Origin of the sequence: Thiomonas intermedia (assembly GCF_002028405.1) — a bacterium.
Classification (GTDB): Bacteria; Pseudomonadota; Gammaproteobacteria; order Burkholderiales; family Burkholderiaceae_C; genus Thiomonas; species Thiomonas intermedia.
The window spans coordinates 3,286,580-3,301,026 of the sequence record NZ_CP020046.1 but is presented as its reverse complement, the minus strand read 5'-3'; the positions used below and the strand labels follow the sequence as shown (position 1 = coordinate 3,301,026).

18 protein-coding genes and 1 pseudogene are annotated in these 14,447 nt (G+C 65.5%); 6 read left to right on the top strand and 13 right to left on the bottom strand.

What is annotated here, in order from left to right; genetic code table 11:
* Positions 1–34: 34 nt before the first annotated feature.
* From BVH73_RS15345 to mltG, 5 genes and pseudogenes are all read right to left on the bottom strand, one after another.
* Positions 35–816 (bottom strand): annotated as a pseudogene (locus BVH73_RS15345) (TatD family hydrolase).
* Between the two features lie 13 nt (positions 817–829).
* Complete coding sequence (locus BVH73_RS15340; protein ID WP_079420176.1) at positions 830–1,204, bottom strand: PilZ domain-containing protein; 375 nt, start codon at positions 1,202–1,204, stop codon at positions 830–832.
* Between the two features lie 3 nt (positions 1,205–1,207).
* Complete coding sequence (locus BVH73_RS15335; RefSeq protein WP_079420174.1) at positions 1,208–2,215, bottom strand: DNA polymerase III subunit delta'; 1,008 nt, start codon at positions 2,213–2,215, stop codon at positions 1,208–1,210.
* Complete coding sequence (tmk, locus tag BVH73_RS15330; RefSeq protein WP_079420172.1) at positions 2,212–2,859, bottom strand: dTMP kinase; 648 nt, start codon at positions 2,857–2,859, stop codon at positions 2,212–2,214. The genes BVH73_RS15335 and tmk overlap by 4 nt, the downstream gene beginning before the upstream one ends.
* Entirely contained in the window at positions 2,856–3,818 is a 963-nt protein-coding gene (gene mltG, locus BVH73_RS15325) for an endolytic transglycosylase MltG (RefSeq protein ID WP_179947981.1), read from the bottom strand. Before mltG ends, tmk begins: the two co-directional genes overlap by 4 nt.
* Before the next feature lie 138 nt (positions 3,819–3,956).
* Between mltG and ygfZ the strand changes: the two genes are divergently transcribed.
* A complete protein-coding gene (gene ygfZ, locus BVH73_RS15320) occupies positions 3,957–4,901 on the top strand; it encodes a CAF17-like 4Fe-4S cluster assembly/insertion protein YgfZ (protein WP_079420168.1) in 945 nt (314 codons plus the stop codon).
* A gap of 7 nt (positions 4,902–4,908) precedes the next feature.
* Here ygfZ and BVH73_RS15315 read toward each other — a convergent pair whose 3' ends face one another.
* From BVH73_RS15315 to BVH73_RS15290, 6 genes are read right to left on the bottom strand one after another with little or no spacing between them, the layout of a single operon-like run.
* Complete coding sequence (locus tag BVH73_RS15315) at positions 4,909–5,892, bottom strand: alpha/beta hydrolase (RefSeq protein ID WP_079420718.1); 984 nt, start codon at positions 5,890–5,892, stop codon at positions 4,909–4,911.
* Positions 5,880–6,746 (bottom strand): CoA transferase, encoded by an 867-nt coding sequence (locus BVH73_RS15310; RefSeq protein ID WP_079420166.1) that lies wholly within the window; start codon positions 6,744–6,746, stop codon positions 5,880–5,882. Before BVH73_RS15310 ends, BVH73_RS15315 begins: the two co-directional genes overlap by 13 nt.
* A 16-nt stretch (positions 6,747–6,762) precedes the next feature.
* Entirely contained in the window at positions 6,763–7,170 is a 408-nt protein-coding gene (locus tag BVH73_RS15305) for an RNA-binding S4 domain-containing protein (protein WP_079420164.1), read from the bottom strand.
* A 5-nt stretch (positions 7,171–7,175) separates the two neighbouring features.
* Positions 7,176–8,174 carry an LLM class flavin-dependent oxidoreductase gene (locus BVH73_RS15300; protein ID WP_079420162.1) on the bottom strand — a complete coding sequence of 333 codons (999 nt, stop codon included), beginning with the start codon at positions 8,172–8,174 and terminating at the stop codon, positions 7,176–7,178.
* Positions 8,175–8,217: 43 nt separating this feature from the next.
* On the bottom strand, positions 8,218–8,586 hold the full coding sequence (locus tag BVH73_RS15295; protein ID WP_079420160.1) for a RidA family protein: 369 nt from the start codon (positions 8,584–8,586) through the stop codon (positions 8,218–8,220).
* Between the two features lie 49 nt (positions 8,587–8,635).
* The gene (locus BVH73_RS15290; RefSeq protein WP_079420158.1) at positions 8,636–9,103 is read right to left on the bottom strand and encodes a winged helix-turn-helix transcriptional regulator; all 468 of its coding nucleotides are present in this window, start codon (positions 9,101–9,103) and stop codon (positions 8,636–8,638) included.
* 128 nt (positions 9,104–9,231) lie between these two features.
* On the opposite strand from BVH73_RS15290, the gene BVH73_RS15285 reads away from it, so the two are divergent.
* From BVH73_RS15285 to BVH73_RS15275, 3 genes are all read left to right on the top strand, one after another.
* Positions 9,232–10,524 (top strand): D-amino acid dehydrogenase, encoded by a 1,293-nt coding sequence (locus BVH73_RS15285; protein WP_079420156.1) that lies wholly within the window; start codon positions 9,232–9,234, stop codon positions 10,522–10,524.
* Between the two features lie 417 nt (positions 10,525–10,941).
* Positions 10,942–12,183, top strand: coding sequence for a molybdopterin-dependent oxidoreductase (locus BVH73_RS15280; RefSeq protein WP_079420154.1), 1,242 nt, complete (start codon positions 10,942–10,944; stop codon positions 12,181–12,183).
* Between the two features lie 14 nt (positions 12,184–12,197).
* Positions 12,198–12,542 carry a cytochrome c gene (locus BVH73_RS15275; RefSeq protein WP_079420152.1) on the top strand — a complete coding sequence of 115 codons (345 nt, stop codon included), beginning with the start codon at positions 12,198–12,200 and terminating at the stop codon, positions 12,540–12,542.
* 109 nt (positions 12,543–12,651) lie between these two features.
* Here BVH73_RS15275 and BVH73_RS15270 read toward each other — a convergent pair whose 3' ends face one another.
* Complete coding sequence (locus tag BVH73_RS15270; protein WP_245800361.1) at positions 12,652–13,149, bottom strand: group III truncated hemoglobin; 498 nt, start codon at positions 13,147–13,149, stop codon at positions 12,652–12,654.
* Between the two features lie 82 nt (positions 13,150–13,231).
* Between BVH73_RS15270 and BVH73_RS15265 the strand changes: the two genes are divergently transcribed.
* Both BVH73_RS15265 and BVH73_RS15260 read left to right on the top strand, forming a co-directional pair.
* Positions 13,232–13,699: an Rrf2 family transcriptional regulator gene (locus BVH73_RS15265; protein ID WP_079420148.1), complete on the top strand. Its 468-nt coding sequence runs from the start codon at positions 13,232–13,234 to the stop codon at positions 13,697–13,699.
* A gap of 4 nt (positions 13,700–13,703) precedes the next feature.
* The gene (locus tag BVH73_RS15260; RefSeq protein WP_079420146.1) at positions 13,704–14,156 is read left to right on the top strand and encodes a DUF2214 family protein; all 453 of its coding nucleotides are present in this window, start codon (positions 13,704–13,706) and stop codon (positions 14,154–14,156) included.
* Positions 14,157–14,177: 21 nt separating this feature from the next.
* Here the strand turns inward: BVH73_RS15260 and BVH73_RS15255 are convergent, their stop codons facing one another.
* Entirely contained in the window at positions 14,178–14,447 is a 270-nt protein-coding gene (locus BVH73_RS15255; protein ID WP_079420144.1) for a hypothetical protein, read from the bottom strand.

Sequence of the window (14,447 nt, the reverse complement as noted above, 5' to 3'; positions counted from 1 at the left end):
AAAGAACTTGAACGATTAACTGCAACCAATTGATTTATTGTAGAAACAGTCGGGTGAAATTCTCGCTGGTCTGCATGGCGAGATCAGCGGTGTCCACGCCCCGCAATTCAGCCAGGTAGTCAGCCACATAACCACATAGGCGGGCTCATTCGTCTTGCCGCGGTGCGGCATGGGCGCCAGGTAGGGACTGTCGGTTTCGATCAGCAAGCGGTCGGCGGGAATCTGTATGGCAACGTCGCGCAGGGCCTGTGCGTTTTTGAACGTCACGATACCGGCGATGGAAATGTAAAAACCCAGATCGAGGGCGCGGCGTGCCACATCCCAGTTTTCGGTAAAGCAGTGCATCACCCCGCGGGCGCGGCCCTGCCCTTCCTCGCTCAGAATGGCCAGGGTGTCGTCCGCACTGGCGCGGGTGTGGATGATCAGCGGTTTGTCGAGCTGGAGCGCGGCGCGGATATGCACGCGAAACCGTTCGCGCTGCCAGGCCATGTCGGCCACGGTGCGTTCGCCCAGACGGTAATAGTCCAGCCCGGTTTCGCCAATGCCCACCACACGAGGCAGAACGGCCCGCTGCGTCAGATCTTCGACCGTGGGTTCGCGCACGCCTTCGTTGTCCGGATGCACGCCCACCGAGGCCCACACGCCCGGGTAGCGCAGCGCGATGCCGTGCACGGCGTCGAACTCCTCCAGCGTGGTGCAGATGTTGAGCGCGCGCGTCACGCCCCGTTCCTGCATCTGCGCCAGCACCGCGTCCAGACGCTCCTCCAGGCCGGGATAGGCGAGATGGCAATGCGAGTCGGTCAGCGCAGCGGTCATGTTTCAGGTCGGTTCAGATGGTGTTGGTCGGCTTGCCGCTGGCCTCGGCGGCGCCCAGGGCTTCTTCGATCTTGACCTTGAGTTGTCGGGCCTTGTCGTCGGCGGGAAAGCGCACGCCGATGCCTTGAGGGCGGTGGTTGGCAGCGTTGGCCGGGTTGATCCACGCGACCTTGCCCTCGACGGGATAGCGCTGCGGATCATCGACGATGGTGAGCAGCAGATAGACCCCCTCCCCCAGCCGATACTCGTGCGGCGTGGGCACGAAGATGCCGCCTTCGGGAAAGAAGGAAATATAGGACGCATACAGTGCCGGTTTTTCCTTGATGGCGAGCTGAAGCACACGGGGCTTGTTCGCTGCTGCAGCGGCGGGACGGGGTGGAGTCGCCATGGATCAATCTCCTCGGGAGAAAAGCTGAGCGAATTCTAGGAGCAGCGCGTCGCTGGCGAGTGCCTGGTTCAGGGGAAATCCGGCAAGCCGCTGTCGGAGGGTCCAGGTTCGCAGAGCGCCGGTGAGCCTGAGGGGGCGCGTCCGGCTGGCCATGGCCGTCAGGGCCTGGGCCTTCTGCGGCAGATAGATCGGGGCTCCGCCCGCCAGCACGCGCTGCAGGTCGGAGCCCATCTTCAACAAGGTCTCCACGCCGACCATCGGGTCGGGCGGCGGCGGCAGGACGGACGACGACACCTCCAGCGCCGCCTGCCGCGCCACCGCGTCGATCAGGGCCTCGGCCCACTCCAGGCCCGCGGCGGGGTTGGGCTGATAGACCGCCCCCTGCGACCAGGCGAGAACGGCCTCTTTCGCCGCGGCGCTGCCCAACGGTCCCAACTGGCTCTGCGCCTCCGCCATGCTGGGGCGAGGCAGAGCGACCAGCCGACACCGGCTGCGCAAGGTGGGCAGCACCGCGTCGACGCGGTGGGCACCGAGCAGAAACTGCACATCCTCCGGCGGCTCCTCGAGGGTCTTGAGCAGGGCGTTTGCCGCGGCGGGGTTGAGCGCGTCAAGGGGATAGACCAACGCAACCTTGGCACGACCGCGATGGCTGGTGCTCACCGCCCAATCATTCAAGCGGCGGATCTGCTCGATGCGGATGTCGTGACTGGCGGCCGTCTTGGCCTCCGACCGGGCGGACGGCTCATCAGCCAGATGGAGGCCGAGCTGCGTCCACAGCGCTTCGGGGGCGGCAATCAGAAAGTCCGGATGCGTCCCCGCCGCCAGCAGCGCGCAACTCGCGCAATGACCGCAGGCTCGATGCGCCGTCAGCGCCGAAGGCAGGCGGCTCGCTTCACCCGCTGAAGCCGCGGGGCTCTGCGGCGACTCACAAAGCAGCGCCGCAGCGGCCCGCTGCAGCAAGGGCCATTTTCCATAGCCTTGTGGGGCATGAACCAGCCAGGCTGAATTCATTTTGCCTCAACGACTTGAAGCGTATTGCTCAAGTGTTCTGTGATGATTTTCTGCACGCTGTCGGGCGTCTGGGTGCCATCGACGACGAGCCATCGACCGGGCGCCGCCGCAGCCTGCTGCAGATAATTGGCGCGTACGCGGACAAAAAAATCCACGCTTTCCTGCTCGAAGCGATCGCGCTGGCGGGTCTGCGCCAGACGCTGCGCCGCCACTTCAGGAGGAACATCGATGAGCACGATGACATCGGGCTGCAGTCCAGGGTGAACCCAGCGCGCCAGGGCGTCGAGCCGCTCGGTGGGAATGCCTTTGCCGCCCCCCTGATAGGCCAGGGTCGCCGCGGTGAAGCGGTCGCAGACCACGTCCACACCGTTGAGCAGGGCCGGCTCGATGACTTGCAGCACATGCTCCTGCCGCGCAGCGAACATCAACAGCGCCTCGGTGGCCGGGCGCATCGTCTGGTGCAGCAGCAGGTCGCGAATCTTTTCGCCAATCTCGGTGCCGCCCGGCTCGCGGGTGAGGACGACCTCACGGTCGGCGGCCCGAAGAACGTCGACCACGGCCTGCAGCTGCGTCGATTTACCAGCGCCATCGATGCCTTCGAGGGAGATGAACAAGCCGGGGCGATAGGGGTTGAGTGCGCTCATTGCGTTTTGAGAATGTATCGGGCGACCGCAGCATTGTGCTCGGCGAGAGTGTCGGAGAACTGGCTGGTGCCATTGCCGCGGGCGACGAAATACAGCGCCTTGATCGGCGCGGGGTGCAGGGCGGCCTGCAGGGCGGCTTCGCCAGGCAGGGCGATGGGCGTTGGCGGCAGGCCGCTGATGATGTAGGTGTTGTAGGGGCTCGGGGTCTGCAGATCGCGCTTGGTCAGATTGCCATGAAAGCGCGGCCCCATTCCGTAGATCACGGTCGGATCGCTTTGCAGCGGCATGCCAACGCGCAGACGATTGACGAAGACTGCGGCGATCTTCTCGCGGTCCTGCGGGCGTCCGGTCTCTTTTTCGATCAGCGAGGCCAGCACCAGCGCCTGTTCCGGGGTTTGCAGCGGCAGATCGGGCGCGCGCCGCGCCCATGCCACGGCGAGCCGCTTGCGCATCGCCTGGTAGGCGCGGCGCAGGACGTCGATCTCCGACGATCCCCGCGCATAGAGGTAGGTGTCGGGAAAGAACGCACCCTCGGGCGGGATCTGCTCGGGTGCCCCGATGCGCTGCATGATCTGCTGCGGCGTGAGGTTGCCGACGTCGTGCTGCAGTCCGGGTGTCGCCGCCATGGCCTGCAACATCTGCTCGAACGTCCAACCCTCTGGAATGGTCAGGGCAAGCAAGGTCTGATCGCCCCGTGCCATGCGCTCAAGCAAGGCCCAGGGCGTCATCCCGGCGCTGATCTCGTAGCTGCCGGCCTTGAGCTCGGCGCCCCTGCCAGTCACCCGGGCGAGCCAATAGAACAGGCGAGGCTGAAGGTCGGCGCCCTGAGCCCGGATCTGTCTCGCCGCCGACAGCGCGGAGCTGCCCGGCCGAACCGAAAAATCGAGCGGGGTCTCCCGCAGCGCGATGGGTTGGTTGGCCCACCAGACCCCTGCGCCAATCAGCATCAGCAGGGCCATCAGGGCAAGAAGCAGGAGATTTTTGAGAAAACGCACGGTGTCGGAAGAAGGTCCCGCTGCGCACGGTACGCGCCGCTGCGCGCCCGGAGCGAGAAACCTTCCTATAGTAGGGCCTGTTCACGCTGCTTCCGCCCCTCCATGCCTCTGTCGTCCTGCCCCCTCGATTCGATTTCCGTCCTGCGCATTTCAGGCCCCCAAGGCGCCGATCTGCTGCAGGCCCAGCTCAGCCAGGATTTTCAGCACTGGCAACCCGAAGAAGCAAAGTTGGCGGCGATGCTCAATCCCCAGGGCCGCATGCTGGCCGATTTCGTCGCCGTGCAGACTGGCCCGGAACAGATCGCGCTGCTGCTCGACGCCTCGATTGCCGCTTCTGCGCTGCAGCGCCTGCGCATGTTCGTGCTGCGCCTGAAATGCACGCTCGACGATGTCAGCGCGCAAGGATCCCGCTACGGGCTCTTGGGCGAGTCCGCCGACGACTATCCGGCGGAGCTCGCGCCGCCAGCGCAGCCCTGGTCGGTGCGCCCAATCGCCGGCGGCGCGCTGCTGGTGCGCCTGCCCCAGGCCGACGCGAGCGTGCGCTGCCTGCTGCTGGCCGAGGCGGGGCAGCCGGCGCTGACCGAGCTTCGTGCACGCCTTGCGGATATCCCGGTGCTGCCAGCGTCCGACTGGGCGCTTCAGGACATTCGCGCCGGGCTGCCGCATCTGGTGGCCGCCACGCAGCAGATGTTCGTGCCGCAGATGCTCAATTTCGAACACATCGGCGGGGTGAACTTCAAGAAGGGCTGCTATCCGGGGCAGGAAGTGGTGGCGCGCAGCCAATACCGCGGCACGCTCAAGCGCCGCACCTACCTGGTTTCGGGCGCCGCGGCGATGCAGCCCGCTCAGGAGGTGGTGCACACGGCCGATCCGGGGCAGCCCTGCGGCGTGGTGGTCAACGCAGCGGTGGATGCGGCTGGAACCTGGTGGGCCCTGGCGGAGCTGAAAATCGCCCTGGCCGAACAACCCGGGCTGCACCTGGGCAGCATCGACGGCCCGGCGTTGCAGGTACGCGCCCTGCCCTACGCGCTCACGGCGCCGGATTGAGGCTGCCTCATTCCCTTGGCGCCGAGGCCGCCCGCAAGGCCTTCGCCGCGGCCTCGACGGCCTGTTCGGCTTCGGGCAGCGCCCGGCTCATCTTGATGAAATCGTGGGTGACGCCCGCCCACTCCGTCGCCTCGACCGCCACGCCCGCCCGACGCAACTGCGCGGCGTAGCTCAGCCCTTCATCACGCAGGGGATCGCAGCCGGCCACCGAGATCCAAGCGGCCACGACGCCTCGGTGATCGGCCGCGCGCTGCGGCGCGAAACGCCAGTCGTCGGCATCGGCTTGATCTCGCAGATAGAGGTCGAAAAACCAGTCGATCTGTTCGCGCTCGAGCAGAAAGCCGTGGCCGTAGCGCTGCTGCGAAGGCGTTTCGTGCGCGCTGCCCATGCCGGGGTAGAAGAGCAGTTGCAGGGCCAGCGGCAGCTGGGCATCGCGTGCCGCGAGGGCGCAGGCCGCGGCCAACGTGCCCCCGGCGCTGTCTCCGCCCACGGCCAGACAGTGGGGGTCCACGCCCAGCATGTCGCCATGCGCAGCGAGCCATTGCAAGGCATCCCAGCTGTCGTTGAACGCCGTGGGAAAGCGGTGTTCGGGCGCGAGCCGGTAGTCGAGCGAGAGCACCATCCACCCGGAACGCAGCGCAAGCTCGCGGCAGAGCGCGTCATGCGTGGCGGCGCTGCCGATGACAAAACCCCCGCCATGCAGATACAGCAGCGCGGGCTGCGGGGCCTGCCAGTCCGCGGCGCGGGCGGCGTAGCGGCGCAGGGCCAGACGCGCACCGTCCCGACTCGGACAATCGAGCGTGTCCGCCAGAGGCAGATCGGCCGGCGCGAAGTCGAGTACCTGGGACATGCGCGCGTAGCTGGCCCGGGCCTGTGACGGCGTCTGTGTCCAGAAGGGAAGCTGGCCCGCGCGCGCGATGCGTTGCAGCAGTTCGCGCATGCGTGGTGTCAGATCGGCCTCGGGATGAGCCGCTGGCGTCAGGTCGGCCATGCCCATAGCGGCAGGTCGTGCTGCTGCGCCAGTGCGGTCAGTTGCGCCACGGTGTGCGATTTGCACCAGCGGGCGATCGACCGATGCGTCGTGCCTTGCGCCACCTGGGCCAGCGCACGCTGGAAATGCGCTTCGAGCGCCGCGATGGCTGCCAGGCCGTCGGCGCAGGTGTAGACGCCGTACTCCGGCAGCGCACCACCCAGCATTTGGCCCGGCGCCGTCATGCCCAGCCCACGCGGGACGGCGGCAAACCCGGCGGCGTCGGACAGGGCGATTTCGAGCCGCGCGCCCTGCCCCTGCAGCTTCGCCTGCAGCAGCGCCCCCATGGCCGCCTCGGTCGCCAGCAGGGCGCCCATCATGTCGGCCAGCAGGGTGCTGGGCAGGCGGGCCGAGTCGATCAGCCCCGCTTCGGCCTGAAAGGTGAGGTCGTGGCCCGGCAGGTGGGCCTGGGCGCCGGGGTAGCCGACGATGAAGACGGCGCTGAGCTGGGGATGGCGGGCGGCCAGGCTGCGCCGGTCCAGACCCAGGCGCTTGAGCGCCGCCGGGCGGAACGCGGTGAGCAGCAGATCGCTGTGCTGCAGCGTCTCCTGCAGCGCGGCCTCGCCCTCGGCTGTCTTCAGATCGAGGGTGCACACGGGCACGCCTTTGTGCAGCGCGCGGTAGAGCGCTGGCGACATCTGCGCCATCGGATCGCCGCCGGGCGGCTCGATCTTCGATACTTCAGCCCCCAGCGTCCTCAGGCGCGCCGCGGCGGCCGGGCCGGGCAGGTTCAGCGCCAGCGTGACGATTCGAACGCCGCTCAGCGGCTTGAATGAGCGGGGATGACGGGGGTGGAGACGGGCGGTGCCGGACATGTTCGGAGATCGAGAGTCAATCGAGCGTGCGGTCGAGCATACGCTGCAGCTCCCGCCGATCCAGCTTGCTGGGACGCCCCTGGCGCGAGGCCTGGGGCTCGGGACTCAGGCGCCTCAGCTCGGCCTGTCGCTCCCGTGCCAGCCGACTGTCCTCGGTCTCCAGATACATGCCCTGCGCCAACGGTGCGGACTGGCGTTGCAGACCGACCTGCCGTACTTCGATCTCCCGGCGTTCGCGCTCCAGCTCGATGCGCAGCACATCGCCGATGCGCACCTCCTTGGCGGGTTTCGCCGGATGTCCGTTCACCTGGACGCGGCCCCGATCGCACTGGGCAGCGGCCAGTGCGCGCGTCTTGAACCAGCGTGCCGCCCAAAGCCACTTGTCCAGACGCTGCGATTCGGGCGATGCCGGCGATTCGTGCACGGCGCTTACATCAAGGCTTGTGCAGCAATGTCGAGCGAGCGCAGCCGCAGCGCCGGATCGAACACATCGCTCACCAGCATGAATTCATCGGCCCGGGTCGATTCGGCCAGTGCGGCGAAACCCTGGCGCACCGTCTCCGGACTGCCGATCACGGCGGCCGCCAGAAAATCGTGCACCGCAGCCCGCTCCTGGGGATGAAGCTGCTCAAGATAGCCCGCCACCGGCGGCTGCAAGCGGCTGCGCTGACCCGTGAGAATGCCCAGCACGCGCTGATAGGTGCTGCTCGCCAGGAACTGCGCTTCCTCATCCGTCGGCGCGGCCATCAGGGGCACGCCCACGATCACATAAGGCCGATCCAGATGGGAGGACGGCTGGAACTCCTCTCGATACAGCGCCAGGGCCTGATGCAGAAAGCGTGGCGCGAAGTGCGAGGCGAAGGCATAGGGCAAGCCGCGCTGCGCTGCCAATCGGGCGGAGAACAGGCTGGAGCCCAGCAGCCAGATCGGCACCTGCGTTCCAGCACCGGGCATGGCGACCAGGCGCTGGCCGGGCTCGGCCGGGCCGAGCAGGCGCACGAGTTCGGCGACGTCGCGCGGAAAGTCTTCTTCACGCTCGACGCGGTCGCGGCGCAAAGCCCGCATGGTCAGAGGATCGGTGCCGGGGGCGCGTCCGAGACCCAGATCGATCCGCCCCGGATAAAGCTCGGCCAGTGTGCCAAAAGCCTCCGCCACGACCAGCGGCGCATGGTTGGGCAACATGATGCCCCCGGAGCCGACCCGAATGCGCTGCGTACCCGCGGCCACATAGCCGACGAGCACGGCCGTGGCCGAACTCGCCACGCCGGCCAGATTGTGGTGCTCGGCCAGCCAGTACCGCTTGAAGCCCAGCGTCTCGGCATGTTGCGCGGTGCGCAGGGTGATCTGCAAAGCGTCGGCGACGGTGCCGGGTTCACGCACGGCAACGAGATCGAGCAGGGATAAGGCGATGTTTTTCAGGGTGTGCATGACGGCATTTTGCGGCCGTTGCGCCTGCCTTGCAGGCCGGGGCTTATGACGCCGAAGGGGTTGCCCTCTGCCGGGCCACCACCACGATTTCGAGGCGCCAGCGCGGGTCGGCCAGCGCGGCCTGCACGGTGGCCCGCGGCGGCGTATGGCCGGGCGCCACCCAGGCATCCCAGACGGCATTCATGCGCCCGATGTCGGCGATATCGGCGAGGAAGATCTGTACGCTGAGCAAATGGGCTTTGCTGCTGCCGCATTCGTGCAGGAGGCGGTCGATATGACCCAGCACCTCGCGGGTCTGGTCTTCCAGATCGGCGTCGGGGCGCAGTTCGGGCACCTGACCGGCGAGGTACACCGTGCCGGCGGAAATGGCCGCCTCGCTCAGGCGCGGGCCAACGTGAAGTCGTTCAATCATGGGAAGTCCTTGAAATAAAGCGTCGCATGCCCGAAAGGTTCACAAACGCTCAGCGGTCGGTCGGCAGGAAGAGGCTTTCCTTGATCTCTTCCATCACCACATAGCTGTGCGATTCGGCCGAGACAGGTAGCCGTTTGAGAATGTCACCCAGCAGATGACGGTATTCCTTCATGCCCCGCAGGCGGAATTTCACCAGATAGTCGAAGCTGCCCGAGACCAGATGGCACTCCATGACGTCGGGCATGTGCAAAAGCTCCTGGCGCACGCGGTCAAACACATCGCCCGACTTCGAGGCGAGCTTGATCTCGACGAAGACCAGCAGGGACTTGCCCAGCGCCTCCGGGCTGACGCGGGCGTTGTAGCCGGTGATCACCCCGGCGCGCTCCATGCGCTTGACCCTTTCGGTACAGGGCGACGCCGACAGCCCGACCTGGCTGGCCAGCTCGGTCATGGCGATGCGCCCCTCCCGCTGGAGGATGTCCAGAATGCGGCGGTCGATGCGATCGAGTTCGTACATATAACGGGCAAGAGGAGGAAGGCTGATCAGTGGCAGCGATTTTCACTGCCGAAGTGGCTAAAAACAAGTGATATTTCTGCTTGAGCCCGACTAAATTTCGCGCATCGACCAACCACAGGGCATTCGCAATGAAAGTCATCGTTCTCGGCGCCGGCGTGATCGGAACCACCACGGCGTACTACCTCGCCAAGTCGGGCGCCGAGGTCACGGTCATCGACCGGCAGAACGCCTGTGCGATGGAAACCAGCTTCGCCAATGCCGGTCAGGTGTCTCCCGGTTATTCCACACCCTGGGCCGCCCCCGGCATTCCGCTGAAGGCCCTGAAATGGATGTTCCAGCGGCATGCGCCGCTGGCGATCCGGCCGGACGGAAGTCTGTGGCAAGTGCGCTGGATGGCGCAGATGCTGCGCAACTGCACCGCCGAGCGCTATGCCGTCAACAAGGAGCGCATGATGCGGCTGGCCGAGTACAGCCGCGCCAGCCTGCAGGCGTTGCGCGCCGAGACCGGCATCGCCTACGAGCAGCGCACCGGCGGCACGCTGCAGGTCTTCCGCAGCCAGGCCCAGCTTGACGCCGTGCAGCGCGACATCACCGTGCTGGAAGAATGCGGCGTGCCCTACGAGCTGCTTGACCGCGATCAGCTTGCCCAGGCGGAGCCCGCGCTGGCCCATGCCCGCGACCGCCTGACCGGCGGGCTGCGCCTGCCTCACGACGAAACCGGCGATTGCCAGTTGTTCACCACCCGTCTGGGCGAGATGGCGCGCGCGCTGGGCGTGCGGTTCGCGTTCGGCCAGACGATTCAGGGCCTGTCAACCGATGGCCATCGCATCACGGGCGTCCGCGTGGGTGACGACGTGCTCACCGCTGATCGCTACGTGCTGGCGCTGGGCAGCTACACCCGCGATGTGCTGACGCCGCTGGGCCTCGACCTGCCGGTTTACCCGGTCAAGGGCTATTCCCTCACCGTGCCTCTGGTGGACGAATCGCGCGCGCCGCAATCGACCGTGCTGGATGAAACCTACAAGATCGCCCTCACCCGCTTCGACCGTCGCATCCGCGTCGGCGGCATGGCCGAACTGGGCGGCTTCGACCTTCGCCTGAATCCGCGCCGACGCGAAACGCTGGAGATGGTCACGCGCGACCTGTTCCCGGGTGGCGATCTGCCGTCGGCCACGTTCTGGACGGGGCTGCGCCCCATGACCCCCGACAGCACGCCGATCGTAGGCGCGACCCGCTTCGCCAACCTCTTCCTCAATACCGGCCACGGCACCCTGGGCTGGACCATGGCATGCGGCTCTGGCCGCGTGGTCAGCGACCTGGTCCTGAACCGCAAGCCCGACATCAGCACCGCCGGCCTGGGCCTCGACCGCTACGAGCGCCAGGGCGTACCCGCGAAGATGCTGCATTCCAGCCCCGCCTGAGGGCGGACGAGGTGTTATGCCGCCAGGGCCGCGCGCCCGCGACGCCCTGTCGTCGCGAGGACTGAATGTCGTCGAACAGGGCATTGGGCCCATCTTGTCGCGTGTCTGAATGTAATTAAATCGACAAAAGACAACCCACTTTCGGGATTCCGTACAACACTCTCGAAAAATCTATTTCATCGCATCCGAATATTGCGATCAACTCGCCATGGTTCTGAAATTTCCTGTTCATATTCAATGGGTTAGAAATTGAATATGTTCCCATGAATATATCGTCGCTCCCGACCTCATTCATCGAAAAAATTGCTTTGATCGACTGATTCAATCCATTATTCAGACCCTCCCCGGCTGGTTATAAATCACGGCAGGACGCGACGAAATGCAACGCGTCTGTCCATCACACCGAGGAGGAATGGCATGAAACAGACCGATCACACCCCCGACCCGCAGGCACGGCGGCACTTCTTGCAAACGGCGGCGGCAGGCCTGGGCGCTTTGGCACTCGCCCGCACCAGCCTGGCGGCCGACACCATCAACTTGCCCTTTTCAGGCGGCGCAGACCAGCGTGAACTGACGGCATCTTTCCCTGGCAAGGGAGAGATGGTTCTGCAGCGCACCCGCCCACCGCTGCTGGAAACGCCCTGGTCGGTGTTCGACAAAGGCGTGTTCACGCCAGTCAATCAGTTCTATGTGCGCTGGCACTGGGCGGACATTCCCACGACCATGGACCCGCATACCCACAAGGTGCGCATCAGCGGCCATGTGGACAAGGTGCTGGAGTTCACCGTGTTCGACCTGATGAAGCATTTCAAACATGTCGAACTCGCAGCCGTCAACCAGTGCTCAGGCAATTCCCGCGGCTTCTTTCAGCCACGCGTGTCGGGTGGCGAGTGGGGCAATGGCGCGATGGGCAATGCCCGATGGGTCGGCGTGCGGCTCAAGGACGTGCTCGATGCCGCGGGCGTCAAGGCGGGGGCGGTACAGGTGCAGTTCGAGGGTGCCGAGCGTCCCGTCGTATCGACGGCGCCGAATCTGAAAAAGTCGCTGTCTGTGGATCACGCCCGGGATGGCGATGTGATGATTGCCTGGGAGATGAACGGCCAGTCCTTGCCCTTGCTCAACGGCTTCCCCTTCCGCCTCGTGGTGCCGGGTTGGTACGCGACCTACTGGACCAAGATGCTGCAGCACGTGCGCGTGCTCAACGAGGAAGACACCAACTTCTGGATGAAGCCGGCCTACACCATCCCCGACAACTGGCCGCAAGCCAATATGACGCCGGGCGAAAAGGACGTGAAGTTCGTGCCCATCAACCGCATGGTGCCGCGCTCGTTCGTCACAAATCTGAAGGACGGCGCGTCAGTCGGCGCCGGTCGTCCGGAGCTGGTGCGCGGCATCGCCTTCGGTGGCGATACCGGCGTCAGGGCCGTCGACGTGTCGATCGACGGCGGCAAGACCTGGATGCCGACCCAACTCGGCCGCGATTACGGCAAGTTCAGCTTCCGCCAGTGGAGCGCGCATCTCAAGTTTGCCAAGGGCGACCAGACCGTGATGGTCCGCTGCACCAATTCGGACGGCCTGAAACAGCCCATGACGCCCAACTGGAACCCCGGCGGCTTCATGCGCAACATCGTCGAATCCACCAAGCTGATGGCCGTTTGACAGGGAGAACACACATGACTCAAAACACGACCGGCGCCGCGCTGCGCGCCCTGGGCGCCGCGCTGATTTTCGGCGCATGCGCCGCAGCACCCGCGCACGCCCTCACCCTCAAGACCCAGTCCATTGCGCTGCCCAGCAGCACCCGCGTCTTTCCGGGCGATGGCCCGGGCGCCAAGGCCGCCAACACCTACTGTCTGATGTGTCACTCGGTGGGCATGGTGATGAATCAGCCCGATCTGCCCAAGGCCGCCTGGCTGGTGGAAGTCAACAAAATGAAGAACACCTTCAAGGCGCCGATTCCCGACGATCAGGTGCCGGTAATCGCGGACTACCTCGAAAGCATCAAGGGCAAGAAGTAAGGTGACGCTGAACAAGTGCTCGTGATGGCGCGCGCCTGGCCGCGCGAAGGCCTTGTTCAGCGCTGCCCTTTGGGGCTACTGTCCGCCGCGGGCATTCGCCCCGCGGTGGTCAGGGCATGAGCCCTTCAATAGCCGCGTCCGTGCACAACCGGCTTCGCAAGGTGGCCGCAATGCGCCGCGCGATAGCCATGAGATGCTCGGTCGCCTGGGGCGAAACCTCATGGCGCAAGGCCCGCTCGAATAACGCAAGCCAGCGTTCGAAGTGCCTGGGCTGCAGTTGCAACGGGCGATGGGCCGCCAGCGCATTGCGGTGATAGCGTCCCGCAAGCAGACCGACCGAGGCCCAGAAGTCGACCAGCCGGGCGAAATGCGCCTCCCAATCGGCCACGTGGGCTTCGAAGATCGCACCCAGCTCGGAGTCCTGGCGTGCCATTGCATAGAAGCGGCGTACCAGCCGACCGAGTGCCTGCTCGTCCAGGCCCGTCTGCTCACGCAGTTGCCGTGCCAGTTCGGCGCGTCGCGCGTCCGGATCGGTGCGGTCGCCCGCATCATCAAGAATCTGGCGGAACAGGCTTAATTCGCGTTCTGGCGGGTTGAGAGGATTCACGGTAGGATGCGCCAATCAGGCGCTTATAGTTGAATATAAAATACCACTATAGAGTCATTCATCCCGCCGGGCAAGGTTTCCTTTGAAGCTGACACAATTCACGGACTATGGTTTGCGCGCCTTGATGATTTTGGCATCAGCAGGCACAGATTCATTAAATAGCAAAGAGATAGCATTTACTCTTGATGTTTCTCGTGAACATCTGGTCAAGGTACTGCAACGTCTGGCGCAAGGCGGATACGTGCAGAATCAGCGCGGGTCTGGTGGGGGCGTTCGCCTACTTAAACAAGCTAATGAAATTCTCCTTGGCAGCCTTGTGCGCTGGTTGGAGGAGGGGCAAGGGCTGGTTGAGTGCCTGCGCCCCGGGGGTGGCCATTGCACCCTCACGCCGCTCTGTCTGCTCAAGCCCCTGCTCAGCGATGCCACCGAGGCGTTTTATGTCCGCCTGAACCAGGCCACGTTGGCGGATTGCCTGCATCCCCCGCTGCAGCACTTTGTGACGCTGCGAGCGCAGGCCATAGCCCCGGTGGCGGCGCACAGACAGGCGTGATCCGATGCTGACCGACGCCCTGCTGCTCTACCTGCATCTCTCGGCCATGTTGGGTCTGGCCGTGTTTCTCACCGCCAAGACCAGCCAGATGCGCCCTGATGCGCTGGACCTCACGGCCCTGCCCCGGCTGCGCCGACTGGATGCCTGGGTCTGGGTCAGCTTTGCCGCGGTGCTGGCCAGCGGGCTGGCGCTGATCTTCTGGGGATCGAAGGGGCCTGACTGGCTGCTGCACAACCCTCTGCTGTGGGCCAAGGCGGTTCTTCAGGCGTTGATGGCCGCCATGTCGTGGCCGTCCACCCTCAGGCTGCGGCACTGGCATCATCAGTCGCAGCAAGGCGCCGGCTGGCAACTCGCGCACGCCACCGTCAGAAGGGAGCGCCGCTGGCTGATGGCGCAGTCTCACGTGATGGTCGTCATTCCCTTGTTGGCCACGCTGATGAGCCACGGCTTTGGCTGATGCCGCGTTGCGGCCTTCGGGTCAGAGCACTTCGTCGGCGTCCTGGCGGGTGCGGAGGGCTCGACGCATCGCATCGACCCGGCGATCCACCTGATCGCGGTCTCGCAGATAGTCGTTCAGGGGCACGATCACGCAGAGTTCCGGCCGCAGCGTGCCCAAGGTCCGGCTTTGACCATAGCCTTCGATGCAGAAGAAGTAGCGCATCGCGTCGTCTTCGTCCCTGGCCTGGGGGATGAAAAACCAGTGGTCGCTGTCACCGTAGTGCAGCAGATAGTCAACTGGCTCTTCCAC